This window comes from Plantactinospora veratri (genome assembly GCF_036421995.1).
In the GTDB taxonomy this organism is placed as follows: Bacteria; Actinomycetota; Actinomycetes; order Mycobacteriales; family Micromonosporaceae; genus Plantactinospora; species Plantactinospora veratri.
On record NZ_JAZGQL010000005.1, the window covers coordinates 296,155 to 319,412 of the forward strand.

The 23,258-nt window shown below is 72.2% G+C and carries 23 protein-coding genes; 9 read left to right on the forward strand and 14 right to left on the reverse strand.

The features are described 5' to 3' along the window. The first annotated feature begins 129 nt into the window (after positions 1-129). The 3 genes from V1634_RS07500 to V1634_RS07510 are packed head-to-tail and all read left to right on the forward strand — an operon-like array spanning position 130 to position 2,179. Entirely contained in the window at positions 130-744 is a 615-nt protein-coding gene (locus V1634_RS07500) for a DUF4352 domain-containing protein (RefSeq protein WP_331207004.1), read from the forward strand. Next, positions 741-1,409, forward strand: a complete 669-nt coding sequence (locus tag V1634_RS07505) for a DUF4352 domain-containing protein (RefSeq protein WP_331207005.1) — start codon at positions 741-743, stop codon at positions 1,407-1,409. The genes V1634_RS07500 and V1634_RS07505 overlap by 4 nt, the downstream gene beginning before the upstream one ends. Beyond that, entirely contained in the window at positions 1,406-2,179 is a 774-nt protein-coding gene (locus V1634_RS07510) for a hypothetical protein (protein ID WP_331207006.1), read from the forward strand. The genes V1634_RS07505 and V1634_RS07510 overlap by 4 nt, the downstream gene beginning before the upstream one ends. On the opposite strand, the gene V1634_RS07515 is transcribed toward V1634_RS07510, so the two are convergent. Continuing rightward, positions 2,133-3,638: a hypothetical protein gene (locus V1634_RS07515; RefSeq protein ID WP_331207007.1), complete on the reverse strand. Its 1,506-nt coding sequence runs from the start codon at positions 3,636-3,638 to the stop codon at positions 2,133-2,135. The two genes, V1634_RS07510 and V1634_RS07515, sit on opposite strands and share 47 nt — an antisense overlap. 219 nt (positions 3,639-3,857) lie before the next feature. Between V1634_RS07515 and V1634_RS07520 the strand changes: the two genes are divergently transcribed. After that, complete coding sequence (locus V1634_RS07520) at positions 3,858-4,121, forward strand: hypothetical protein (RefSeq protein ID WP_331207008.1); 264 nt, start codon at positions 3,858-3,860, stop codon at positions 4,119-4,121. Between the two features lie 8 nt (positions 4,122-4,129). On the opposite strand, the gene V1634_RS07525 is transcribed toward V1634_RS07520, so the two are convergent. The 8 genes from V1634_RS07525 to V1634_RS07560 form a co-directional block, all read right to left on the reverse strand. Next, entirely contained in the window at positions 4,130-5,518 is a 1,389-nt protein-coding gene (locus tag V1634_RS07525; RefSeq protein ID WP_331207009.1) for an ABC transporter substrate-binding protein, read from the reverse strand. An 8-nt stretch (positions 5,519-5,526) separates the two neighbouring features. After that, positions 5,527-6,666, reverse strand: a complete 1,140-nt coding sequence (locus V1634_RS07530; RefSeq protein ID WP_331207010.1) for a hypothetical protein — start codon at positions 6,664-6,666, stop codon at positions 5,527-5,529. Continuing rightward, positions 6,666-8,174 (reverse strand): vWA domain-containing protein, encoded by a 1,509-nt coding sequence (locus tag V1634_RS07535; RefSeq protein WP_331207011.1) that lies wholly within the window; start codon positions 8,172-8,174, stop codon positions 6,666-6,668. The genes V1634_RS07530 and V1634_RS07535 overlap by 1 nt, the downstream gene beginning before the upstream one ends. 127 nt (positions 8,175-8,301) lie before the next feature. Next, positions 8,302-10,611: a serine/threonine-protein kinase gene (locus V1634_RS07540; protein WP_331207012.1), complete on the reverse strand. Its 2,310-nt coding sequence runs from the start codon at positions 10,609-10,611 to the stop codon at positions 8,302-8,304. After that, positions 10,608-12,413: a serine protease gene (locus V1634_RS07545; RefSeq protein WP_331207013.1), complete on the reverse strand. Its 1,806-nt coding sequence runs from the start codon at positions 12,411-12,413 to the stop codon at positions 10,608-10,610. The genes V1634_RS07540 and V1634_RS07545 overlap by 4 nt, the downstream gene beginning before the upstream one ends. A gap of 138 nt (positions 12,414-12,551) precedes the next feature. Continuing rightward, complete coding sequence (locus V1634_RS07550) at positions 12,552-14,735, reverse strand: hypothetical protein (RefSeq protein WP_331207014.1); 2,184 nt, start codon at positions 14,733-14,735, stop codon at positions 12,552-12,554. Further along, entirely contained in the window at positions 14,732-15,004 is a 273-nt protein-coding gene (locus V1634_RS07555) for a hypothetical protein (RefSeq protein ID WP_331207015.1), read from the reverse strand. The genes V1634_RS07550 and V1634_RS07555 overlap by 4 nt, the downstream gene beginning before the upstream one ends. Then, the gene (locus tag V1634_RS07560) at positions 15,004-15,321 is read right to left on the reverse strand and encodes a DivIVA domain-containing protein (protein WP_331207016.1); all 318 of its coding nucleotides are present in this window, start codon (positions 15,319-15,321) and stop codon (positions 15,004-15,006) included. The genes V1634_RS07555 and V1634_RS07560 overlap by 1 nt, the downstream gene beginning before the upstream one ends. A gap of 314 nt (positions 15,322-15,635) precedes the next feature. Here V1634_RS07560 and V1634_RS07565 point away from each other — a divergent pair, with 314 nt between their 5' ends. The 5 genes from V1634_RS07565 (at position 15,636) to V1634_RS07585 (ending at position 17,565) form a co-directional block, all read left to right on the forward strand. Then, positions 15,636-15,902, forward strand: coding sequence for a winged helix-turn-helix domain-containing protein (locus tag V1634_RS07565; protein WP_331207018.1), 267 nt, complete (start codon positions 15,636-15,638; stop codon positions 15,900-15,902). A 150-nt stretch (positions 15,903-16,052) separates the two neighbouring features. Then, a complete protein-coding gene (locus tag V1634_RS07570) occupies positions 16,053-16,184 on the forward strand; it encodes a hypothetical protein (protein ID WP_331207019.1) in 132 nt (43 codons plus the stop codon). Positions 16,185-16,206: 22 nt separating this feature from the next. Further along, positions 16,207-16,464: a hypothetical protein gene (locus tag V1634_RS07575; protein ID WP_331207020.1), complete on the forward strand. Its 258-nt coding sequence runs from the start codon at positions 16,207-16,209 to the stop codon at positions 16,462-16,464. Next, positions 16,464-17,141 carry a hypothetical protein gene (locus tag V1634_RS07580; RefSeq protein ID WP_331207021.1) on the forward strand — a complete coding sequence of 226 codons (678 nt, stop codon included), beginning with the start codon at positions 16,464-16,466 and terminating at the stop codon, positions 17,139-17,141. The genes V1634_RS07575 and V1634_RS07580 overlap by 1 nt, the downstream gene beginning before the upstream one ends. Next, on the forward strand, positions 17,125-17,565 hold the full coding sequence (locus V1634_RS07585; protein WP_331207022.1) for a hypothetical protein: 441 nt from the start codon (positions 17,125-17,127) through the stop codon (positions 17,563-17,565). The genes V1634_RS07580 and V1634_RS07585 overlap by 17 nt, the downstream gene beginning before the upstream one ends. Before the next feature lie 327 nt (positions 17,566-17,892). Here the strand turns inward: V1634_RS07585 and V1634_RS07590 are convergent, their stop codons facing one another. The 5 genes from V1634_RS07590 to V1634_RS07610 form a co-directional block, all read right to left on the reverse strand. Next, positions 17,893-18,846 (reverse strand): MOSC domain-containing protein, encoded by a 954-nt coding sequence (locus tag V1634_RS07590; RefSeq protein WP_331207023.1) that lies wholly within the window; start codon positions 18,844-18,846, stop codon positions 17,893-17,895. A 202-nt stretch (positions 18,847-19,048) separates the two neighbouring features. Beyond that, positions 19,049-20,464 (reverse strand): N-acetylmuramoyl-L-alanine amidase, encoded by a 1,416-nt coding sequence (locus V1634_RS07595; RefSeq protein ID WP_331207024.1) that lies wholly within the window; start codon positions 20,462-20,464, stop codon positions 19,049-19,051. Between the two features lie 173 nt (positions 20,465-20,637). Next, positions 20,638-21,159: a hypothetical protein gene (locus V1634_RS07600; protein WP_331207025.1), complete on the reverse strand. Its 522-nt coding sequence runs from the start codon at positions 21,157-21,159 to the stop codon at positions 20,638-20,640. Continuing rightward, the gene (locus V1634_RS07605; protein WP_331207026.1) at positions 21,159-22,796 is read right to left on the reverse strand and encodes an alpha/beta hydrolase; all 1,638 of its coding nucleotides are present in this window, start codon (positions 22,794-22,796) and stop codon (positions 21,159-21,161) included. The genes V1634_RS07600 and V1634_RS07605 overlap by 1 nt, the downstream gene beginning before the upstream one ends. Before the next feature lie 52 nt (positions 22,797-22,848). Then, positions 22,849-23,160 carry a hypothetical protein gene (locus V1634_RS07610; protein WP_331207027.1) on the reverse strand — a complete coding sequence of 104 codons (312 nt, stop codon included), beginning with the start codon at positions 23,158-23,160 and terminating at the stop codon, positions 22,849-22,851. Positions 23,161-23,258 lie beyond the last annotated feature (98 nt).

The following is a 23,258-nucleotide window of genomic DNA, read 5'->3' on the forward strand; positions in this document are numbered from 1 at the left end:
ATCGCTTACCGAACCAATCGAGACCCTTCGACGGCGCGTTGTCGAGGAATCCCGACCCGGCGCCCATTTCGTGGACCGGGCGGTTGCCGCACTGGCCCGAACAGCGACCAGTGCCTATGCTCCGGAACCGTGTCGAACCACGGCGGGGGGCCGGGAGCGGGCCGATCGGGGCTGGGCGCCCGGCTGTTGGCGGTGCCACTGCGCTGGCTCGGGATCGGCACCGGCGTGGCCGGACTCGCCGCGTCCGGCCTCTTCGGCGGCCTGGACACGGTGACGAAGCCCGAGGTGCCGACGGTCGCGGTCGGCGAGGTGGTCGACGGCGGGCCCTGGAACGTCACCGTCACCGGCAGCAGGCTGGTCGGCAAGCTGCCGACGCTCTACCTGCGGGACGGCAGCCGCTGGTTCACCGTACTGGTGACGGTCGAGAACACTGCCGACGAGAGCCGTACCGACTTCCGGGACGTCATCCGGCTGAGCGGTGTCGCCGGAGTCACGGAGGAGCGGGCGAGCCAGGTCGTGCTGGTACGCGACGGCAGCAGACCGAACTATCTCAATCCCGGCCTCCCCGAAAAGCTCGCCTTCCTGTGGCAGCAGGACGACAGCACCCCGGTGCCGCAGAGCGCGACGGTGCAGGTCTGGGGTACGACGCGGCGCCTCGACACCGTCAGCGACACCTGGGAGTGGCTCGACCCCGAGCGGCGGGCCGAGGTCGAGGTGCCGGTGCAGGACCGGAGGGCCGGATGAGCGTACCGGCCGAGCACCCGGACCCCGATTCCGTCACCAGTCACCGGGCCCCGCCCGGCCCGGTACGGCGGATGGGCCTGCGCGCCGGCGCCGGCACCCTGATCGTCGCGGCGCTGGCCGTCGGCGGCGCCATCGCCAACTGGCGTCCGGTCAACGGCGGGGGCGCGGAGGCCCGGGAGCGGCCGTTCGTCCAGCCGGGCCGATTCGGCGAGACGGTGTCGACCCGGGTCTTCGACGCGACGGTGTTGGACGTCCGGGGCGCCGCCAGGGTGGCCAGTGGCGGCGAGGCGTACGACACCGCCGGGATCTGGATCGTCCTGCGGGTCCGCCTCACGACCCGGGACGAGGCGACCAGCGTCGGGTACGCGGCCCTGCGCGACCAGCGGGACCGGACGTTCCGGGCCACGACCCGGTTCACCCAGTCGCTGGTCGGTGCGGGCCGGGTCCTCCAGCCGGGGATACCCGTCGAGGGTGACCTGGCCTTCGAGGTGCCCCGGGACGCGGCGACCCGCCTCACCGCGTACTTCGGGCAGCAGCAGGTCGACATCCGGATGGACGACCTGGCCGAGGTGCCGCTGCCCACACTCGACCGGGCCCGGATCGACGAGTGGGCGAGCGCCTCGGCACCGGTACCGCTGGCCAGCGCGCGGGCGGTGACGCCGTGACCCAGCCGCCACCACCGTGGACCGGCCCGCCGACGGTGATCCTGCGGTACGCCGAGGTCGACACCGCCGTGATTCCCGTGGTCGAATCCGGCCCGCCGCCGCCCGCCGCCCCGGCCGCACAACCCGCCGCCGCACCCACCGCCTCGGCAGACCACTCCTCCGGTACCCCGGCGTCCAGCACACCGCCCGCGGAGCCTGCGCCGACCGCTCCGGCTGCTTCCGCAGGCGCGGGCACCCGGCAGGTCGGCTGGTGGCGGCGTAACCGGTGGGGGCTGCTGGCCCTGCTGCCGGCCCTCGTGCTCGCCCTCACCCCGGGGGTGAAGGACGGCTACGAGCGGTACTCCCGGGCGGAGTACCTCGAACCGGTCGGTGTCGGAGCCGACGGCTGGGCGACCTTCGCCGGTGCCCGGATCCGTCTGGTGGAACTGGTCGAGCTGCCGTCCCTACCCGGGCGGGACGATCGACCCGTCCCACTGCCCGAGGGCGTACGCCTCTGGCGGGCGGAGCTGGCGTTCGAGCTTCCCGCGCCGGAGGCGCTGATCGGCTGTCTGCCCTATCTGGAGGACCGGGAGGGTCGGCTCTTCAGCGCGAACCCGCCGGAGTTGACCGGCGCGCGGCTGCCGAGCCCGGGATGCGTCGCGGACGACCCCGCACAGCGGACGTTGCGGGTGGACGCCTATTTCCTGTTGCCCCGCCCGGCCACCCCGGTGGCGCTGCGGATCGTCAAGGCGACCCAGCGGCCGCGCTACGCCCGGCTGCCGGTCGGCTGATCCCCGGCTGATCCACCGGCCGGTCCCCCGGCTGGCCGCTCCCGGCCGGTGTGCCGGTCGCCGACGTTCCGGCGGCGGCTGCCGAGGGTGGCTGGATCCGCAGGACCCGGTCGACGGCGGCACCGAGCAGGCAGGCCAGCAGCACCGTACCGACCGCGTCGTTGAGCATGGTCAGTCGCCCGGAGAGCGGCATCCAGACCGACTCGAGGTCCTGCCCGCCGATGATCAGCCGCTCCGCCTCCCAGAGCCACTCCCGGGCGCTCTGGGCCAGCAGGAAGGCCAGGCAGAAGAAGAGCATCGGAGCCAGGCCGGCCCGTACCATCAGCCGCAGGCTGTGCACCATCGGCGCGAACCGCTCACGGAGGTCGGCACCGAGGTTCGCGCCGACGACGCGTACCGGTCGGGGCAGCGCCCGCCACCGTCGGGCGGCCCGTTCCACCAGGTCGGCCTCGGACGGCGGCGGCGGGGTGAGCCGGTGGCCGTAGACGACCGCGCCGACCGCCAGCCACGCCAGCGGTACGACGACGGCCACCTGCACCGAACCGGCCGCACCGAGCAGGAACTCGGTCGTGGCACGCACCGGCCCGGACAGCGGGCCGAGCCGGTCGACCAGCCCGTGCCAGGAGTCCAGCAGCCAGGCGACGACCCGGCGCTCCTGGAGCCATCGCAGCAGCGGATCCTGTGCCTGAGCGACCGTGGCGGCGACGACGGAGATCCAGATGACCTCGACGTACGCGCCGGGGATGCCGAGCCAGCCCATCCGGGACCGTTCCTGCCACCTGCCCAACAGCCAGCGCAGCACCACCGCGACGGCCACCACCGCCACGATGGTGCCGGTGATGTCGAGCGGCATCCGGCGCTCCGCGTTCTCGGTGACCTGTCCCGGATCGGTGAAGATGGCGGCGTCGGAGAGGTAGATGTCGACGAAGAGCTGGTAGAAGTAGTCGGTGAAATCCTCCTGGAGATATCCCCAGGAGGCGTAGACCGCGAGGAACGGCACGAGCGCGCTGCCCAGGTGGTCGAGAAGCGTCCTGCGGCGCGGCGGCCGAGATGCCCCGTCCTCCGCCAGCCCGGCCGCACCGGGCTCCGCCGGCCCGGCCGCACCGGAATCCGCCGGCTCCGTTGTGGCGGCAGCGAGCCAGGGCAGGGAGGGGCGGAGGGCGCGCAGCATGAGTACCAGTGCGGTCAGGGTGGCGATCGGCCCCAGGACGACGACCAGCAGCCCCAGTACGCCATTGATCTTGCTGACCTGCACCGCGCCGAGTACGACGAACTCCCGGGCCGCCGCTCCGGCGAAGTAGAGCGCGAACAGCACCGGCCAGTGCCGGACCAGCAGCCGCAGCGAGGTGCCGAGCACGGCGAGGGCTTCCAGCAGCGCCGCGCCGAGCGTACGGCGTCGGCGTGGCACCCGGGTCCCCGTCCGTAGAGCCACCGCCGTCACGTCCGAGGTGCCGATCACGGGCCACAGGGTACCGCCGGGTGGGGCGCGGCGCGGGTGCCTCAGCCCCCGGGCCGAAAGCTGCCGGACCACCCGCAGGACGCGATCGTGCAGGGCTGCACACACTGCCTGCCTCGGATAGTGTTCGATCGACCACGCGGGCGTGATGGCCGGCACTACTTCCGCTACGCCGATCCGGCTCTACGCCATCCCGCCCCAGCCGGTAGTCGGGAGGATCGCATGGCCAGCATCGAGGAAGTCAAAGCCGCACTTGCTCAGGCTGCTGACCAGGGCAACAGCACCCTCAACCAGATTCGGTCGGCCATCGAGAACACCGAACAGGTCCTCGCCCGGCTCCGGGCGGTCGCCGCCGGCACCGGCCACCCGAAGATCGCCGAAGCCATCAACCGCGCCGAGCAGACGAAGCAGCGCCTCACCGAAGCCGCGACCATGATCCAGGGCAGCGCCGTCGCAGCCCGCGAATACGCCAGCGTCCTCGGCTGACCACCTGGCTACTCCGGGCCGCCGCCGCACGCGCCCGGCAGCCACTCGTCCGGCCCGGTGTCGGCCCGCACCTGTTCGAGGTGCCCCAACAGCGGATCGAGCCGCTCCGGGTTTTGCAGGTACTCCAGCACCGCGTGCTGGAAGGCGTTCGCCATCTCCGCCGGCATCACGTCCGAGGCGTCGAGACACAGTGGGCTCGGGCTCGCCGTCAGCGTCTCCGCGATTCTCCTGGTCACCTCGGGCCGTTTGTCAGCGCTGCCCGGCTCGCCCCCGTCACCGGGCCGGACGTCCCGGTTGACCGAGAAGAAGCTGCCGGCGCTGCTCTCCTGCCAGATCCGCTGGGCCTCGTCGGTGGCGAGGAACTCGATCAGGCGGCGAGCGGCCGGCTTGTCGCTGAACAGCCCGGCGAAGTCGGCCGACGCCATCGAGCCGTCCCGTCGTCCGCCGCCGCCGTCATTACCGGCGCCGTCGAAGGTCGGGAAGGGGAAGTAGTCCGCGCCGAGGACATCCGCCGCCCGGATGGCGCCGCCCGGCTCGTCTTCGAGATAGCCGGCCCGCATCCCGATCACGAACGACGCCTGGTGTTCGAAGAAGCAGCCGGGCTGGTTGGTGAACATCGGCTTGCCGGCGTCGGTGAACTCGGTCAGCAGGGCGGCGGGGCTGCCGCCCCGGACCATCCCCTTGGAGCCGACCAGCTTGCCCCAGGCGTCCCAGGCCGCCCGCACCTCGGGCGAGGTCCAGCCCAGACGGCCGGCCGACCAGGCGTCGTAGGTGTCCACTCCGGAGCGGTGCAGCAGGATGTCCTCTATCCAGTCCGTTCCCGGCCAGCCGGAGCCCGGGGTGGCGCTCATCCCCAGGCACCACGGCGTCCTGCCGGCCTGCGCCAGAGACTCACTGGTCTCGACCAGCGCCTCCCAGCTCCGCGGCGGTCCCGCCGCACCGAACGGCACCCGCCCCGGTACGTACCAGACGAGGCTCTTCAGGTCTGCCTTGATCGGCACCACGTCCAGTCCGTCGCCCTCGTTGAGCTGGGCCAGCCGGCGCCACTGCGGGCTCATCGACGACCTGGGGTCGCCGTCCAGCGGTCGGAGTACGCCCCGTCGCAGGTAGGCCGCCATCTCGCTCAGGGTCGGCAGTACCGCGACGTCCGGCGCGCTGCCCTTCTGCACCTCGGCGAGGAGGATCTGCCGTACGGCCCGGGTGCCCCGGTAGTCGACCTCGACGTCGTACTGCTCCTCGAAGGCGTCCAGCACCTGCCTGAAGCTCGCCTCCTCGGCACCGGTCCAGGAGGCGAGCACGGTCACCGTCTCCGCGTCGCGCTGACCCAGGCAGCCGCCCAGGCCCAACCCGACGGCCAGCACCGGCAGCAGGGCCAGGTGGGCAAGCTTGCGTCGCATGGAAAGTCTCATCTCGACCCGTACCGGTATTCCTCGATGCGCGGGCGCAGCCCCAGCCAGACCAGGAGTGCGATCGGCGAGGCCAGGAGCAGCACGACGAACGCGCCGGACGTCGCACCGGTGGCCAGGGCTGCCTGCTCGTCGACCTCCGCCGCGTGCCGGAGTACGTCGCGGTCGGCCACCGGAATCGCGGACGGGGACGCGGCCGGCGTCCCGGCTTCGGAACTGGTCCGGAACACGTCGCTGCTCACCTGGCAGCCGTCCTGCCGGGGACAGAAGTCCGCGAGGAGTTTGTCGAGTGCGGCGATGCCCTCGCGGTCGGCGTCGGAGGACTGTTCCGCCGACAGCCGGCGGACCTCCGACAGTTCCGCGTGGGCGTCGGCCAACTGCTCCTTGGCGACCAGCACGAACGACGTGCCGGCGGCGAGCACGACGAGCAGCAGGGTGCTGGCGGCGAGGCCCCAGTTGACCGCCCGGCGGAACCGCCGGCGCAGGAAGAGTTGCGTGCCGACGAGCAGGAGGAGCAGGAGGAGTACCGGCACCGCCCAGACCACGGTCAGCCCGGGGTTGAGCCACCCGGCCGAGAGTCTCGACTCCAGCGTCTCGACCTCCGCCGCCAGCATCGTGTCGATCTGGGCGAGGATCCCGCCGTCGGAGTGCAGCAGCCGGGAGGCGTACCAGGCATAGGCGGTGGCGAGACCACCCGGCCCGCTCTGCCGGTAGTGCGCGTGTGCCTGCCCCATCAGGCCGATGTACGTGACCAGCAGCCCTTCCACGACCTGGATCTGCCGGCTGCTGGTGTCACCCGACCCGATGTCCTCGGCGGCCTGTGCCAGGCTCTGGCTGGCGGCGGCGATCTGGTTCTGGTATTCCTCGCCGGGCCCGACCAGTTCGGCCTGCCGGGTCTGGAATCTGGTGATCGCCGCCGTGTCGGCCCGGACCAGGGCGGTACGCACCGCCGCCAACTCCATCACCGAGGGCAGGCTGCGGGTGCGTACCGTCTCGGCGGTGCGATGGGTGCCCCAGATCACCGCGAGCGAGCTGGTCAGCACCAGCACGGTGGCGCCGAGCAGGCAGCCGAGCAGGCGCAGCAGGGTACGCCGGGTGGTGCTCGGCCGCGCCGCACCGCCGGCCGCCGACTCCGCCATCAGGCCCCCTCGCCAACGGCCGCCGCCTCGCCGAACGGGCGGCGGCAGGCGTCGCACGCCGCCGCTTGGGGCGGCGAGATCCGCCCGCACGGACAGACCTGGTCGACGCCGTCCGTCCCCGGCTCCGGCGACGGCGGACGCGGGAACCGGGGCGGGCGCGGGGGCTGGGGTGCCTCCCCCGGCGACTCCGCGCCGCCGACCATCACCGAGCTGACCGCGACCCGCAGCAGCGCGCTCCGGGTCCAGCTCTCCTTGAGCCGTACCGGCCGGTCGGCGTCACCGGTGACCTCCACCAGCCCGGCCAGCCGGTGCAGGACCTCGGTGTTGCCGAGCCGCTCCGCCAGCACGACGGCGATGCCGAGCTGCGCCTCGGCGGTCCTGCGGTCTCCGGTCTCCAGGGCGTCGCAGCCGGCGGCGATGGCGTCGCCCAGCTCCTCCTGGCCGAGGTGCCGGGCGAGCACCGGCTCGATCCGGGTCGGTGCCACCGGGTCGTCGGTCCAGCAGAGCAGGATCGGCCGTGGATCGGCGCACCGCTCGCCCGCCATCAGCAGGTCCACCCGGGCGGCCCGGATCTCCTCCTCCAGCGGCGGGCGGTCACCGTTCGACCCGTAGCCGATCGCCAGATCCACCAGGAAGTCGCGGCTCTCGTCGCCGGTCCAGGAACCGGTGTAGAACTCGGTGGTCCGGTCGTCCAGCACGGTCGCGTGCTCGGTGAGGTCGGCCAGCGTCGGCGTCTCCTGGCGTACCGACCGGACCCGTACGCCGGGGGCGGTGGTGAGCCGGATCCGCAGGTCGGGCACCTGCTTGCCCATCGTCCTGGCCATGATGGACTCGAAGTCGGCGACCAGCTCGTCGACGTTCCCGATCGCCTCGGCCGTGCCGCGCAGCACGGAGGTGATCCGCAACAGCTGTCGGTGGTCCCAGTCCTCGCCGATGCCCCGGGCGTCGCAGACGAAGGTGCCCGCGCAACCGGTCAGCACCTCTTCGAGCTGTTCCGGTGTCTCGTGCTCGTTGCGGCCGTCGGTCAGCAGGATCACGTGCCGTACCAGGTCGGGGTGCGGTCGCAGCAGTTGGTCCGCCAGCCGCAGCCAGCGGCCCATCGCGGTGCCGCCGCCGGCGTAGAGGTGTCCGGTGGCCCGCTTCGCCTCCGCCCGGGTGCTGTCGCTGGCCACCGCCGTGGTCGCCCGGTCCGGATAGACCATCCGGGCGGTGTCGGTGCCGGCGACGATGGCGAAGCTGCTGCCGTCCCGGATGGCGTCGATCGCGGCCCGGGTGGCCTGCTTCGCCGCCGTTATCTTCGCCTGCGGGTATCCCATCGAGCTGGAGCAGTCGACCAGCACCACCACGCCGGCCGTGGTCGGCGCCGGCATCACCGCCTGGGCCGGGGACCGCGCCGTCACCCTGAGCACGACCGCCATCCCGGTGTCCGAGGTCGACCGGTACGGGTTCTGCACGATCTCCAGCCCGAAGGGGTGTGGCGGGCCACTTCCGCCCGGTCCTGGTGTCACGCCGGCATCTCCCATCGGATCGTCACCGCCTCCCGTCCGGCCCTCGGAACGGGCCGTCGGGCCGTCACCACGGGGTCCTCGGCCGTCACCACGGGGTCCTCGGCCGTCACCACGGGATCTTCGGCCATCACCACGGGGTCCTCGGCCGTACCGCGTTGGCGAGGTCCACCAGCGCGCCGTGGTCGTCGAGCGTCCGGGCCTGCGCGGCGAGCACCCGCATGGAGCGCTCCAGCCGCCGCCGGAGGTCGTCCTCGGTCGGCTCCGGCCCGAGCACCTCGCCGCCGTCGCCGAACCCGTCCGCGCCGCCGCCCCCGCCGTCGCCGAACGCGTCCGCGCCGCGGGAAGCGTCACCCGCCTCGTCCGCGCCGCCGCCGAACCCGTTCCCCGTGCGGGTACCGGTGCGGAGCAGGCCGAGCGCTGCCGCCTGGACCAGCGCGGTCAGCCGGTCCCTGGCCTCCCCGGTCTGGTTGCCGCCGTCGAGGTGCAGCGCGGGCAGCCGGCGTACCGCCTCGGCGACGTCGGCCCGGCTCGGGCCGCCCGCCGGCAGCCGGCCGCAGAGGATGCGGACCGCCGCGACCCGGGCCCGCTCGTAGTGCAGGGTCTCTCTCGGCACCTCGTCCAGGATCCGCACCGCCCCGGCCCGGTCGCCGTCGCGCAGCCGCAGCCGGGCCAGCCCGAACGCGGCACTGCCCTCACTCCGGTCGCGCCGCCAGATCGCCTGGTAGCAGCGACCCGCCCAGTCGTAATCGGCGAGGTGCTCGGCGCAGAAGCCGATGGCGAGCTTCGGGGCGATCTCACCGGGGCAGTCGGCGTAGACGGCGTTGAACTCGGCCTCGGCCGTTGGCACGTCCGCGCGGGCCAGCCCGAGCAGGCCCCGGTGCCAGCGGATCCGCCAGTCGTGCCGGGCCCGGACGCCGAGGTCGGAGCCCGCCGCGTCCAGGGTGCCGGCCGCGCTGTCCGGATCACCCGCTTCCAGGTACGCCCGGCAGAGCGCGAGCCGGACCTCGACCGAACGCAGACCGGAGTTGGCCAGCTTCTCGATCAGTCCCCGCGGGTCCGCCGCCCCGGCGGTGGCGAGCAGTTCCACCGCCTCGTCGTCCGGGTCCACGATCGGCAGTGGCAGCCCGCCGGTCGCCCAGACCGGCGAGGGCGGCGCGACGTCGAGCACGTCTGTCGCACCCCTGATCCAGGCGTCCAACCCGGGTACGGCGCCGAGCCCGCCGTCGAGCAGTACCGGGGTCGGGGCGAAGACCGTGGACCGTACCGGGTGCGGCCGGCCGGTGCGCAGCGCCAGCAGCTCCCGGAGTACTCCCTTGAGCTGCTGGGACATCTCGGCGGCGGTGGCGAACCGGCGGTCGTGCCCGGCAACGGCCCGGTTGACCAGCCGGACGAACGACTCCACGCCGAAGGCGATCCCGTCGGCGCCGGCCGGGGCCGCCCGGCGTCCCTCGTCGCTGACCTCGAAGAGCACCTGGAGGGTCCGGCCGACGGTGTGGATGTCGGACCGGACGGTCAGGCCGTGCCGGCCGATCTCGTCCGGCGGCACCTGGAAGAAGTCGGTACCGACCCTCGGGCTCTTGTCGTCGTCGATCCGGCGTACGCCGCCGATGTCGATCACCTTGATCCGGTCGGCGCAGCGGATCACGTTCGCCGGCTTCATGTCGCAGTAGAGCAGGCCCCGGCCGTGCAGGTACTCCATCGCCGCGAGGATCTCGTGCCCGTACGCGAGCACGTGCTCGATCGGCAGCGGGGCGGTACGCCGGGCCGCGGCCTCCTGCACGTCCTGCAACGACTGCCCGTTGAGGTACTCCATCACGATGTAACCGGCCTGCTCGCCGGTACGCGGATCGCGGTGGGTGACCGAGTTGAAGATCCGGACGATGTTGGGGTGGTCGAGGGTGGTCAGGAATCGGCGTTCGGCGACCGCGAGCCGCAGCGCCGCCTCGTCGTTGCTGATCAGTCCCTTGAGGACGACCGGGTTGCCGTCGAGGTGGGTGTCCCGGGCCAGGTAGACCCAGCCGAGACCGCCTCGGGCCAGGCAGCCGTCGACCTCGTACTGGTCGGCCACCAGGTCGCCCCGACGCAGCTCGGGCACGAAGGAGTACGGGCTGCGGCACCAGCCGCAGAATCCCTTCGGCAGTGCGGGCTGGCCGGCGTAGCTGCGGCCGACCTGGGCCCCGCAGTTGCCGCAGAACCGGCTCGACTCCGGCACCTCGGTGTCGCCGCGCAGCCTGCTGACCGGGTCGGCTGGCTCCATCTCCGGCATCGGCACCAGGCCGCCGACCAGCCAGGACGAGCCGCTGGAGACTGTCGAGCCGGGGACGACGGGCGGCGGCGCGGCGGTCGGGGTCGGCAGGGGCCGGAGGTCGCAGCGGTCGCAGAATCCGGTCTCGTCCACCGTCCCGGTGCAGCCCGGGCGGTTGCAGTCGATCGTCACCGCGCCGCCCCCGGTCCATCGCCCCGACCACCGCGTGATCCCGGCTCGTCCACCCCGACGGCGTCGTCCACCCCGACGACGCGATCATCCATCCCAGTGACGGGGCGGTCGTGCACCCCGACGACGCGATCGTCCATCCCTGCGACGGGGCGGTCGTGCACCCCGCCGGCCCGCCGCCGGATCGTCGTGGCGTACCGGTCGACCAGCACCGCGCAGGCCGCCAGGTCGGCCGGGCCGCGCCAGAGCGCCTCGTGGGCCTCGCGGTACAGCGCGGTCAGCTCCGGGTCCTCCCGCAGCGGCGCCGGCACGCCCGCCCGGTAGCCGTCGAGCCGGTCCCGCATCCGGTCGCGTTCGTCGAGGAGCGCCCCCAGTTCCCGGCGCACCTGCCTGGCGGCGTCGAGCGCCCGGTCCGCCTTCCGCCGGCACGACTCGACGGCGGGCAGCAGCGGGCTGTCGCCGGGCTGCGCGGCGGCGGCCCGCAGCGCGGTCAGCCGGAGCCGCAGCCCCGGTTCGTGCGGGGTCGGGGCCGGCACCGGCCTGACCCGGGCGGCGACGTACGCGTACCGCTCCCGGGCGGCCTGTTCCGCGGCCCGTACCTCGGTGATCCGGGCGGCCAGCAGTTCGAGCGCGGCGTAGCCGAGGCTCGGCGCCCGGTCGTCGTGGAAGGCGAGCAGCAGCCGGAGGTCGCGTCCGGCCACCCGCTCGGCGATGGGTCGCACCACCTCGGCGACCAGCGCCGCCGGATCGACCGCCCGGTCCACGCCGTCGAGGACCAGGTTCATCGGCGGCGGCTCGCCGGCCATGCTGTCGGCCAGCGACTTCTCCGGGTCGGCACCCACGCTCATCCAGTTGACGATCCGGCTGGCCACCTCCGCCACCGTCCGGCCCGCCACGTCGAGCGCCAGGTCGATCCGGCCCGGCGGTGACTCCCCGGCGGCGGCCGGCGCCGGCCCGCCCCGGTCGGTGCCGGCGGGCCGGAACTCGCGGCTGGTCCGCAGGACGACGTCGCGCAGGGCGGCGTGTGCGGCCGAGCCCGGTGCGGTGACGATGATCCGGGAATCCGGCGGGGCGCCGGGGGCGAGGAAGTCGGTGAGCTGCCGGACCACCGACTCGTCGGTGGCCACCGGCCCGATCGGCACGGCGAAACTCGCGTCGACGGCCGAGTCGCCGCTGACCCAGTCGCGCACCACGGGCAGGTATCTGATGATCGTCTCGACCGGGATCATCCAGGAGAGTGCGGAACCCCGGCCGGCGAGATAGCTGACCACGATCCCCAGCACGTGATCGGTCTCCTCGTCGAAGACCGCCGTGCCGCTGAACCCGGGCTCCACGGCGGGGCCGGTCGGCTCGGAGTCGAGTTGGATCCACTCACCGCCGGGACCACCGTCCCCGGCGAGCCGGGCCCGGGCCCAGACGCCGGTCGGGACCGTCGAGGGGAACCCGAACATCCGTACCGTGCGACGCGCCCCCGACGGCAGCCGGCGCAGTACCGGACCGGTGCCGTACGGCAGCGGCTCGGCGAGCCCGAGCAGGGCCAGATCGGCCCGTTGGTCGTCCTGCGGCGGTTTCCAGCAGCCGTCGACCACCCAGCCCCGGGCCGGCGGGCCGGCGGCACGACGTCCGACCAGGTCCACCTGGAAGTCCTGCTCCGGCCGCCCGACCTCCGCGCCGGGGATCTGCGGCAGCAGAATGTGCGCACAGGTCAGCACGTGCCGGTCACCGAGGACGATGCCGGCGCCACGGATCGCGGCGCGATCGTCCCGGATGCACGCCCGCCACTGTGCGCTGCCCGAATGCGACACACGGCAACGTTATTCGCATGTGTCGGATCGGTGCCACCCGTCACAAGGTCGGAAATCAGTCCGCACCCCCGGGTTTGACCTGTAAGGAAGGGCCCCTTCTTATCGTTTTCGGTAGATGAGGGGGCCCTTCCTAACGGGTCAGTTCCGGTCGAGGCCGAGGGCGGTGAGGGCGGCCGGGAGGGTCGGTGCGGTGCAGAGCTGGCGTACGCCGTCGCGCTCCCGCACCTGGAGCTGGCAGGTGACGCCGTCGTAGTGCACGGCGACGGGCTGGCCGGCGTGGTGCCGGGCGAGCCGGCGGATCAGGGGTACGGGATCGTCGACCGCGACCGGAACCGGGGTCTGTGGCACCGGGATCGGTCGAGTGGGATCCTCGGGAACCCGCTGGGCCACGGCGAGTTCGAGATATTCGAGGCAGTTCGCGATCGCGGCCTCCGGGGTGGGCCGGGTGGGCAGGCTGTGCGGGGCGACCGGCAGCCCTGGCGGTTCGACGCCGACGTCCCAGCCCTCGCCCTGGACGAGCCGGAGGTCTCCGGCGTTGTCGATGTGGTCGGTGAGGGTGACCGTGACGGTGAGTCGTATCCCGAGGACGAGCCGGACCAGGTCGGCCAGGGGCGGCACGTCGGGCCGGCGGGCCAGCACGAACAGCCGGGCGCCGGGCCTGCCCCGGGACGCCTGGTGCAGGTGTTCGGCGAGTGGATCGGCGCCGGGATACGGCAGGGTGACGACGCCCTTGCGCAGGTCGTGCCGGACTTCGCCGCCGCCGTCGAGTTCGGTGAGGTCGTCCGGGCGTACGCCGAACCGGCCGGCCCAGGTCGCCAGCCGGAACGGATCGGGGAGCTGGTGCACCGGTTTGCCGCCGGGTTGGGTTGCCACCTGCGGCGCCGGCACCCGTTCGCCGGTGTGCCAGCCCTGCTGACCGGCCTGCCAGGTGTGCACGTCGCCGTGCCAGCCGAGGTCGCCGGCCCGCCAGCCGTGCCGGTCGACCCGCCAGTCGAGGTGGACGACCCGGCCGACCAGGTCGGTGAGGGTGACGGTCACGCTCCGGTAGACGCGGTGGGTGTCCCGGCAGGTGTCGCAGGGCAGCGCCGACGGGCTGAGGCCGGCACCGGAGCACTTCGGGCAGTCAGGGTCGGCACGTCCGGCGAGCAGGAGGCATTCGCAGCGGCGAAGTCGACTGTGCGGGTCACAGTCGGGGCAGTCGACGTACGGGACGGGTGCTCCCTGCCACGACGGTGCCGGCGGCTGCCAGCCCCGTCGCAGGATGCTGGTCTCGCGGCGGTGGATCTGCCCGGTGTCCGATTCGGTGAAGGTTTCGGTGGTGTCGGCGATCCGCAGGCTGGTGTGCCACCAGCGCCCGTCGCGCCAGATCGCCTGTGCCCCGGCAGTCGGTGCGCAGGTGCGCAGGTCGATACAGTCGGCGAGCATCCGCCGTTCGACCTGCTCCAGGTCGACGGCTGGGAGATCCGGCGGCGGCTGGTCACCGCCGGTCAGGTAGTGGGCCGGGGCGGCCCGACCGCGCGCCTGGAGGTCGTAGAGCGCTTCGAGGTCGCTGGTGCCGACGACAGCCCCGGCCAGGTCGTCGGCTCCGCCGCTCGCGTCGGTCGGCACCGGCCCGCCCGGCACCTCGTACCGGAGATGCCAGCTGAGGTCGGCGGCGGGGTGCCGGCGGCGGGCCTCCAGCACCAGGTCCAGGCGGAGCAGGGCGGCGAGCCGGCAGCGCCGGGCCAGGTCCCGGGCGGGGTCGGGGGGCGGGGCGACGACGGTACGTCCGAGGAAGAGTTGCCAGGCGTCGTGGCCGTGCGACGCGATCACCGCCGCCTCCAGCGCGGTCCGGATGTCCGGCGGCAGCTCCGGACGCCAGCGGGACGGCAGGATCAGCACCGGCCCGTCCGGCGACCCGGGTGGGTTGCGCGCCTCGGTCCAGGAGGCGGCGCCGACGCTGGCGGCCAGCTCGCGCAGCAGCGGCGTCAGCGGCAGGTACCAGCTTCCCCCGTCGCCCGGCCAGCGCGCCGGTTCCACCACTCCGGGTACGACGTTCGCCGAGGCCACCGCCCCGGTGTCGACGTTCGCCAACGTCAGCACGAGCTGGGCGCGCAGCCGGCCGGTTTGTCGGCAGCGGTGGCAGGGTCGCGGCACCGTGCCGACACCCCGGCAGAGCTGGCAGTCCTGGTATGCCTCCCCGCTCCCCCGCTGTCCGACGTCGACGAGCACCCGGTCGCCGCCGTTGGTGCAGGGGCAGACGTCGAGGGTGAAGGTGAGCCGGTCACAGGCGGGACAGTCGAGCACCGGCGGGCCGGCGTGCGGAACGGCCGCCCCGGTCACCGGTCCAGCTCCACACTCGCGTCCAGCTCCACACTCGCGCACGGCACCTCGTGTTCGGCGCGCAGCGCACAGCGTCGCCCGGGGGCGAGGAGCCGGTCGCAGAAGAGCCGCGACTGTACCGTCTGGTCGTCCTCGGCCGAGACGGTCGCCTCGGCCTGGTCGACCTGGGGCTGCCGGCCGAGCGTCCGGGCCAGCATCCTGGCCGCCTGCCGGGCCGCATCCCGGTCCGGCGCGGTGAAGGGCACGTGTACGACGTAGCGGTCGTCCATCAGCGGTCCGCCAGCTCGCGTGCCGTCGTCACCTGTCGGGACTGCCAGCGGCGCAGCGCGTCCTTGATCCGCGCGTTCTGCTCACGCACGGTCGCCAGCTCGTTGTAGGCCCGGGCCAGGTCACCGGCGACCTGGTCGAGGAAGGCTGCCACCTCGATCGGATCGACTCCCCGCCGGGCGAGGCCGACCGGGGTGAACCGGCGCAGCCTGACCTGCGACGGCAGGAGCGGCCGGTATGTCGTCGACCGGTAGGCCTGGCCGAGTCGCCGGGGCGGCCGCCTGTCCCGCCGGAACAGCCGCCGAAGCAGAACCCGCACGACACCACCAACCTTTCCGGAGCAGTTCAGAACGTGGATGGGTGGCGCCGGCCCGGTTCCCTGTCGCTCCCCCGGGCCGGCACCACCCCGCCCCGCCGACGCAGCCGGAGGCGCCGTACGGCAGCAGGGCGTGACTCGGGGCCGGGGCGGACAACCCGCAGGCCAGCCGCCCCGACCGGGAAGTGAACGTCCCGCGTGCCATGCAAGGAGCGCTCGGAAACAAAACATAGGCGCGATAGGCGCCTATGTCAACGAAAGCTTGTCGAGGTCTCGCTCTTCGTGATCAAATCGGGGTGCCATGCAAGGAGTGCCCCATGCCGACACAGCCGGACTACGTTCGGATCTCGGACGCCTACGCGTCAGCTATCGTCGAAGGGAAGCTGAAGCCTGGAGACAAGCTGCCGTCGATCGCCGAGATGACGAAGCGCTACGGCGTCGGCGCGACAACCATAAAGATGGTGCTCGTACGCCTTGAGGCCCGCCGGCTTGTCCGCCGTCACCAGGGCAAGGGAACGTTCGTCGAGCCACCCGAGAAGTGGCTGCTTCCCGAGGACGAAGACGAGCCGATCATCGAAATCTAACCCTCGGGCTCCCCACACACCTCACTGCATGCTTCCGGGCTGTACGCCTCGACTATCTCCGATAGTGTTCGAGCGGCTACGAAGGCGTGATGCAGAGACACGCCGCGCAACTCTGCCGCATCAGGACACCCGGTGGTTGGGGAGGACCCGATGGCCAACGTCAACGAGGTCAAGACAGCGCTTCAGCAGACCGCCAGGCAGGGCAAGCAGCGCCTCGACGAGGCAGCCGCGTCCAGTCAGGACGGTGCCGCCGCCCGCGAATATGTCAGCACCCTCGGCTGATCTGCGTCTGAGGGAGGCCTCCATGGACATCAGGCAGGTCAGAGCGACCATCAGCCAAGGTGGCCAGGCCGCCAAGGATGGCATTGATCTCATGCAGGAGGTGCAGGCCCGAATCGAGCAAGCTCGGACGTCGGCCGCCGCGACAGCCCACGACAGTGCGCATGTCGAGATTGAAGCGGGTCTGGGCAAGCTCAAGGAAGCCACAAAAGAGTCCTCTAGGGTCGTCGCTCTGCTCCACTCGGGCGCATCTGTTGCCGACGAGTACGCATCCAAGCTCTGATGACCGACGTATCCGTGGCGAGTGTCGTCGCCCAGTTTCGCGCCATTCTGGGGATTATCGACGAAGCTGCCGTAGGCGCCGCCCGAGCCCAGGAGGAAGCCGAGCAGAGCCGAGCCGCGTACGCAGAGGTGTCCCAGGGCACAGCGGACCGGTTGATGCGCAAGGCCGTCGAAGATTCCCGGACCGCTGCCGAGAAGGCCGGCAAGACTGCACGGCTGTTGTCGGAGGCTGCCGAGCACTTCACCACATACGTAAACATCATCGCGCCAGGCACCGTGCCGCCCCGGTCGTCAGCGCCCGAGGCAATGCCGGAAGGCGAACGTGTGGTTTCGGATGCGATGGCCCGACGCAGGCGGGCGAGCGGCTTCCTGGATAGAACGGCAAGTCGGGCCGATGACGTCAAGGATACCGTTGCCGAGATCACCAAAGCGGTCGAGGAAGGCACTAAGGTCGCTTTGAAGCAGATCAAGGGCGATCGTCCGCCCACCGGCGGCACCCCTTCGTCGACAGCCACCACGTCCGCCCCTCAGCACGCTGCTGGCTCATCCCCACCCGCACACGAGGCGATCTCCGCGCTCGTGGTCACTGCCCTCGGGGCCGCGCTGGTCGGGCGGGCTGGCGTCGACTACATCAAGAAACGGCTCAACAGAAGGAAACAGGATGGCAATCAAAAGTGATGTCGTCGAGTTCGCCCGGACTCTGATTCGAGGAGACTTCGAGGCCAACGACCGCTACGAAGAAAAGCTTGACGCGGAGGGCTGGGACGGCTGGCCTCCCTTCCTCAGCGCACTCTTCTTCCTCGCTGTCGAACGACGTTTTCAGGGCAGGTACGACGAAGCCGAGGTTATCCGCTTCGTCGCCGACCTTCGGGCTGACACTGTTGATGGCGCAGCACCGATTGACGCATCCAGTGCAGAATCAATGATCAGGGCGGTCTTCGACGAGTCGGTACAACTCAGGGTGGCACCGGAAGCGATGGGCCGGATACAGACCTTGACGGCATACAAGATCCTCGCTAACGGGAACCTGACCGACAAGGAGATTGACAGTCTCCTCGCCGAGGCCAAGGAGATTGCAGAGGAGCAGCCGAGCGGATCGTGACAGATCCTGACTCGGTCACGAGAGGTCGGACCGCCCTCGCAACGACCGAGCAGGGGCCCTGGACCAGTTGCGGGTGTCATCTCGCGCGCGGAGCCGGCACGTCGATCTCGATCGGCTCGCCGCATTCTCCCGGCCTGGCCCGTTGACGGCCGCATAGCTTCGTTGGCGCTGGCCCGGGTCGACGGCGGCGGTCCACGGCGGTCCGCAGAGACAGTTGTCCGCGCGGAGACTGCCGAGCTGGCCCATTCGTGAGTCCGATGCCGAGGCAAGCAATGTCCTGGTGTCGTGCCCCGTCTCCGCACCCAGCTCGACAGTGTCCGCGGGAGGTTATCCCTCGGCCGACGGCGTCGGTCGCGAACCAAGCGGATCCAATGTCGCGCCAGCGGCCGGGGCGGCGACCGCCGGAGTGGTCGGCTCGACCCGGTCCAGCCGGGGCGGCCGCTGCCACTGGTCGACGACGACCTCGTCACCGACGCCGAGCACCCCCGGCTCCGGCACGGCGTACTTGACGCCGAACGCGGTCGCACCGTCGATCCGGCGGTAGTCGGCAAGGGTGCGCAGCGGTTCCGGGCCGGCCTTCCGCCCGCTGCGCTGCTCGACCGTGGTCACCGCGCAGCGGGTGGCGAGCTTGGCGTAGGCCAGCCCGACGCTGCCCACCGAGATCCGCCGGGCCAGGTCCTCGGTGTGCGGCACGTCCCAGCCGTCGACCACGATGTTCGGCCGGAACCTGCTCATCGGCACCGGTACGGCACCCCGGCCGAGCAGCCGTTCGTTGAGCAGATCCAACGTGGACCGGGACAGCAGGTGCACGGCGCAACTGTCGGCGTACCCGGAGGTGCCGGCGACCTCGCCGTCGGTGACCCGGTCGTGCTCGGGCGGTACCCGGACCAGCCGGCTCGGCGCGCCGAGTACCTCCGACAGCCAACCGGCGGCCGTCTCCCCCTGGTCGATGCCCTGGAAACGGGCGCCGAAGAGCAGCACGTCGCGGCGGGCCGCGTCGAGGTCCACCGCCAGCTCCACCGGATCGGTGCCGGGCGTGCGCAGCGTCAGCCGGGTACCGTCCGTGGTGATCGCCGGGCGGACCAGCGCCAGCCGGGGGTCGCGGCGCTGGCTGCGGAAGACGCCGTCCGGGTCGACGACCATGAAGCTCCGGTCGTGGGCCAGGCCGGCCGGGGTCACCTGGCTGCGGGCGACCCGCATCCCGGCGCAACCCTTGATCGGGTACGTGACCAGTTCTCGGACGACGCCGTGCGGGGCGCGGGACGCGACGGGGTCGGACATCGGCAGCTCCTCCTCGCGGAGGCGCCCTTTCCCGATGGGATGCCGGTCGAGCGTGGCGGACACCGGTCCGTCGCAGCGCCTCTCGACCCGACGTCGACAGTCTGCGCAGCACCACCGCCCACCGTCAAGCTCCTCCCGCCCAGGCCCCGGTGGCCGGCGCGGCAGTGGCCGGCCACCGGGGTGCTGTCGGGCAGCGTGCCGGTCAGCAGCGGGGTACGCCCGGGACGAATCCGCTGTGCCCGGTGTTGACGTACGTGTCGGAGACCCAGCGGCCGGTGCCGATCCGGTTCCAGACGCTGCTCGTGCCGTAGTACCCGGTCACCGTCGTACCGTTCGTCTGGCAGTAGACGGTGACGGCGGCGCCGCTGGCCAGCGAGCCGACGACGGCGTAACCGGAGCCGGGGCCGGAGCGGACGTTGAGCGAGCCGCTGGAGGTGCGGACGGTGCCCGGGGCGGTCCCGGTCACCCCGTTGACCAGTTGCATGTAGTAGGTCCAGTTCCAGTTCACCCCGGGGTCGGTGTGGGTGGCGCCGGGCACCTCGGAGTGCGCGATGATGTGCGACCGGTCCCTGGGGATGCCGTACTTGCTGGTCAGGTTGCGGGTCAGCGCCGCCGACGCCCGGTACATGCTGTCGGTGAACCAGCTCGGGTTGTCGACGTACCCCTCGTGCTCGATCCCGATCGACTCGGTGTTGTAGGTCCAGTTGCCGGCGTGCCAGCCGACGTCCTTCTCCCGGACCGACTGGGTGACGGCGCCGTCGGAGGACCGGAACGTGTAGTGGGCGCTCACCCGCGACGCCGGGTTCTGGTACCAGCTGATCGAGCCCGCGTAGGAACCCTGGGTGACGTGGATGACCACGTAGTTGATCCGGTACTGGGTGGGCCGGTTGGCCACCGTGTAGTTGCCGGAGTAGGCCGGCACCCAGGCGGCCGGCCCGTAGTCGGTGCTCATCGTGCCGACGTCACCGCTGGTCGGGTCGGACGTGCCGAGCGCCGGCACTCGGTCCAGCGGCCCCCGTCGCGGTGCCACCGGTCGGCCGGCGACGACGACTCCGGCGGGTGAGCTGAGGCCGGCGGCGAGCAGTTCGTAGACGGTGTCGCCGTAGAGTCGGGCGACGCGCGGGTCGGTGGCACCGCCGTACCGGACCACCGGGGCCCACCAGGAGGCGAGGTCGGCGCGCTGGGTCGCGGTCAGACCGGCGTCGTCGGCGTACGACCGCAGCACCGCCGCCGCGCCGACGACGTTGGCGGCGGAGTCGGTACGCAGGACGGCGCGGTCGAGCCCGGTGAGCCGGGCGGCCTCGTCGAGGGTGCGTACGGTCGGGTTGCTGGTCAGGTGCATGACGCCGTAGCCGCCGGAGGCGCTCGGCGCTCCGGCGTGGTCGTCGAGGCGGGTCTCGGCCTGGCCGAGGGCGGCGAGCAGGTCCCTGGGGACGTCGTAGCGGGCTGCCGCGGTGGCGAAGGCGGCCGCGAGCGGGCTGGACTGCGGGATTGCGCTGGTCGAGGGGGCGGTGTCCGGGGCGGCGTAGCCGGGCTGGCCGGTCAGGCCAACGGCGAGTGCGAGGCTGGCGGCACCGAGTAGCGGGGCGAGTCGGCTTCGACGGGTCCGAGCAGTCACGGTCACTCCTTCCCAGAGTGAACGAAATGTCCCGGGGCGGGGGTTGGTGGCCGTACGGTATCCGCCGACGATCGTCTATGTCGAGACCTTGCAGGCGCGCAGCGCGCAATGAAGGAAATTTTTACAGCGGGCGCAGAGCAGCCCCGCCGACCGCTGGCGGGCCAACTCCTAGATCACTCTGGGTCGGGGGTGCCGTGCTCCCAGACGCACGGCGAGCTGCCGGTCAGATAGATGTCGACGGAGCCCGGTCCCCGGTTGTAGACGGTGATGCTGACCCGGTAGCCCTCGGCACGCTCCTCGACGGTCAACTTGGGGTCGCTGTGGTCCCGCAGGTCGTTGACGATCCGATAGTCACGCTGCTGCCAGTAGTCGGCCAGCCTCGGCATCGCCTGGTCGGTGGGCCAGTCGGCCGGGAACACCACCTCGTACTGTTGCTCGACGAAGATCCGGCCGGCCGGCCCGCCGTCGGTCGGGTCGTCGCACGGCAGCGTGCCGCTGGGACCGAACGGCTTCAACTCCGCGCCGGGCGGAAGTTGCGCGTGAGTCTCCCGCAGCAGCTCCTCCACCCGCTGGGCGGCCTGTACGGCGGTGACGGTGGGCTGCACGTCCTTGTCCTCTCCACATGCTCCGGTCATCAGTCCCGCGACCAGGACCACCGCCGCGAGTACGACGCTCCGGCGACGACGCGCATCCATCATCTGACCTTGTCTGTCTGCCCGGTCGCGATGTACGCGATGTTGCGCCGGGCCTCGTTGCCGTCGTCCCAGTACGCCGAGTGGGTCCCGGCCTCGTCGTCGGGGTTGCCGGGGGAACTGCGGAACACCTGCCCGCCGAAGTCCTCCCGGGTCGGATCGTTGCCGTGCGCGATGTCCCAGTCCGGCACCCGCTTGATGACGTCGTGCTCGGCCCGGCTGGCCCACACCTCGTGCGGGGAGACGCCCTTCAGCTCGGTCGCCGAGTTGGTGTCCACCCCGGGCGAGCCGACGAAGACCACCGCGTCGGCGTTGATACCGGCGCCGGTGGCGGCATGACCGATCACCGTAGAACCGTAGCTGTGTCCGAGCACGACGTTGCGGGAGGGTTCTCCGTCGTGGGTGGCCCGCAGGCCGTTCTGGAACTGGTTGAGTTCCGGCCCACCGCTCTCGGCGGAGCCGTCGAAGGGCGCGTTCCAGGCGATCGAGTCCGGCGCGTCGTAGCCGAGCCAGAGCAGCGAGGCGGTCTCCTGGCTCGGGTCGACCTCCTTGGCGTCCAAGGCCATCCGGTCGGCCCGGTCGATGTCGCCGCCGACCTTGGAGAGCTCGGCGCCGGTGCCGGGGACGTAGGTCAGGACGTTGTCGGCGGCGTCCGGGTTGCCGACCGAGACGATCGCCCGGCCGTCGTCGGCGGTGGAGAGCCCGATCAGGTACGCCCGCGGCTTGCCCGGATCCTCCAGCCGGTCGTCGATCTTGTTGAGCCCGCGCAGGTTGCCGTCGATCCGCTCCCGCTCTTCCTTGATCTTCTCGAGTTCCGCCAGCGCGGCCCCGGCCGGGTTGCCGGCGTCGGGATAGAGTTCCGCGCCGCGCCCCTGCTCGACCATGGCCCGGATGTGCGCCTCCCGGGCGTCCAGGTCGGACCGGCGCTGGGTCAGCCCGTCCAGCTCGCGGTCCAGCACGATCCGGTTGGCGATGTCCCGGCTCGCCACCGGCACCCCGTCAAGCGAGCCGATCAGCTCGGGATACTCCGACATGACGTACCGGCGCTGTGCCGGGGAGAGCGAGTCCCACCACTTCTTCACCTCGGCCGGATCGGTGCCCTTGGCCGGCACGCTCGCCCTGTCCACCTTGGCCGACGGAGTCCCGGAAGCGGTCGCGGTGTTTTCCGCTATCGCCTTGGCGGTCCGGGCGTCCAGTTCGGCGGCCTCCCTGAGCAGCGCGTCCCGCTGCCACACCAGGCTGGACATGGAGCGCGCGGTCCACTCGTTGGCGTGCGCCGGGTCCATCGTCATCGACCCGTCCGGGTTGATGGTGACGTGCGCGGCCCGGCCCTGCTCGACCAACTCCTCGGCCCGGACGCGCAGCTCCGCGACGTCGTTGCCGTGCTGGGCGAGCGCCTGGGCGATCAGCAGGATCGGCGGGAACGCGGAGTCGAGTTCCTTGCGCAGCGCGTCGCAGTGCGCACCCGCCGCCTGGGACGCCGAGCCGGACTCCCAGACGTCCGGCAGCCGCCGTGTCGAGAGCGCCAGCGCGTCCGCCCGCTCGTCGGTCGACCTGCCGAGCCGGTCCCAGCCGGCGGCGGCCTTCCGCCACGCCTCCGGATCGGCCTTCAGCACCATCTCGAAGGTCAGCCCCGGCACGACGCCCCCTCGCCGCACCCGGCCGGAGCCGCGCGCCAGTCGGTTCGCCCGCTCATTCCGCGCGCAGCCCGCCGTGCCGCTGCCCGGCGCGCTGGTCCGAGCCCTGGTAGTTGTTGGCGGAGTCGATCAACGACTGTCCGGCCGCCTCCGTCCGGCCGCCGAGGCCGTTGAGATATGCCTCCCAGCCGTCGGAGGCCCTGGTCGTCGCGTCCAGAGTGGTCCAGCCGTTCACCCCGGGCCCGCCCGGCGGCACAAGCTGCCCCTCGACCGCCGTGACGTTGCGTTTGAGTTCGGCGCCGTGGCCGACGATCTCGCCACCCAACGTCCGCAACCCGGGCACGTTCACCCGCACCGGCTGCGTCATCACGCCTCCCCGTCACCGCTAGGGGGCTACCACCCGGCCGACCGGGCCCCGTTGGGGAAGCAATATACCAACGTCGAGCCCTCCCGGCGGACCTTCCC

What these genes read in the sequence shown, in the direction of transcription:
- V1634_RS07505 (WP_331207005.1), top strand. Translation starts at nt 741, where the DNA reads ATGAGCGTACCGGCCGAGCACCCGGACCCCGATTCCGTCACCAGTCAC.
- V1634_RS07520 (WP_331207008.1), top strand. Translation starts at nt 3,858, where the DNA reads ATGGCCAGCATCGAGGAAGTCAAAGCCGCACTTGCTCAGGCTGCTGAC.
- V1634_RS07525 (WP_331207009.1), bottom strand. Translation starts at nt 5,518, where the DNA reads ATGCGACGCAAGCTTGCCCACCTGGCCCTGCTGCCGGTGCTGGCCGTC.
- V1634_RS07530 (WP_331207010.1), bottom strand. Translation starts at nt 6,666, where the DNA reads ATGGCGGAGTCGGCGGCCGGCGGTGCGGCGCGGCCGAGCACCACCCGG.
- V1634_RS07555 (WP_331207015.1), bottom strand. Translation starts at nt 15,004, where the DNA reads ATGGACGACCGCTACGTCGTACACGTGCCCTTCACCGCGCCGGACCGG.
- V1634_RS07565 (WP_331207018.1), top strand. Translation starts at nt 15,636, where the DNA reads ATGCCGACACAGCCGGACTACGTTCGGATCTCGGACGCCTACGCGTCA.
- V1634_RS07570 (WP_331207019.1), top strand. Translation starts at nt 16,053, where the DNA reads ATGGCCAACGTCAACGAGGTCAAGACAGCGCTTCAGCAGACCGCCAGG.
- V1634_RS07575 (WP_331207020.1), top strand. Translation starts at nt 16,207, where the DNA reads ATGGACATCAGGCAGGTCAGAGCGACCATCAGCCAAGGTGGCCAGGCC.
- V1634_RS07580 (WP_331207021.1), top strand. Translation starts at nt 16,464, where the DNA reads ATGACCGACGTATCCGTGGCGAGTGTCGTCGCCCAGTTTCGCGCCATT.
- V1634_RS07585 (WP_331207022.1), top strand. Translation starts at nt 17,125, where the DNA reads ATGGCAATCAAAAGTGATGTCGTCGAGTTCGCCCGGACTCTGATTCGA.
- V1634_RS07590 (WP_331207023.1), bottom strand. Translation starts at nt 18,846, where the DNA reads ATGTCCGACCCCGTCGCGTCCCGCGCCCCGCACGGCGTCGTCCGAGAA.
- V1634_RS07600 (WP_331207025.1), bottom strand. Translation starts at nt 21,159, where the DNA reads ATGGATGCGCGTCGTCGCCGGAGCGTCGTACTCGCGGCGGTGGTCCTG.
- V1634_RS07610 (WP_331207027.1), bottom strand. Translation starts at nt 23,160, where the DNA reads ATGACGCAGCCGGTGCGGGTGAACGTGCCCGGGTTGCGGACGTTGGGT.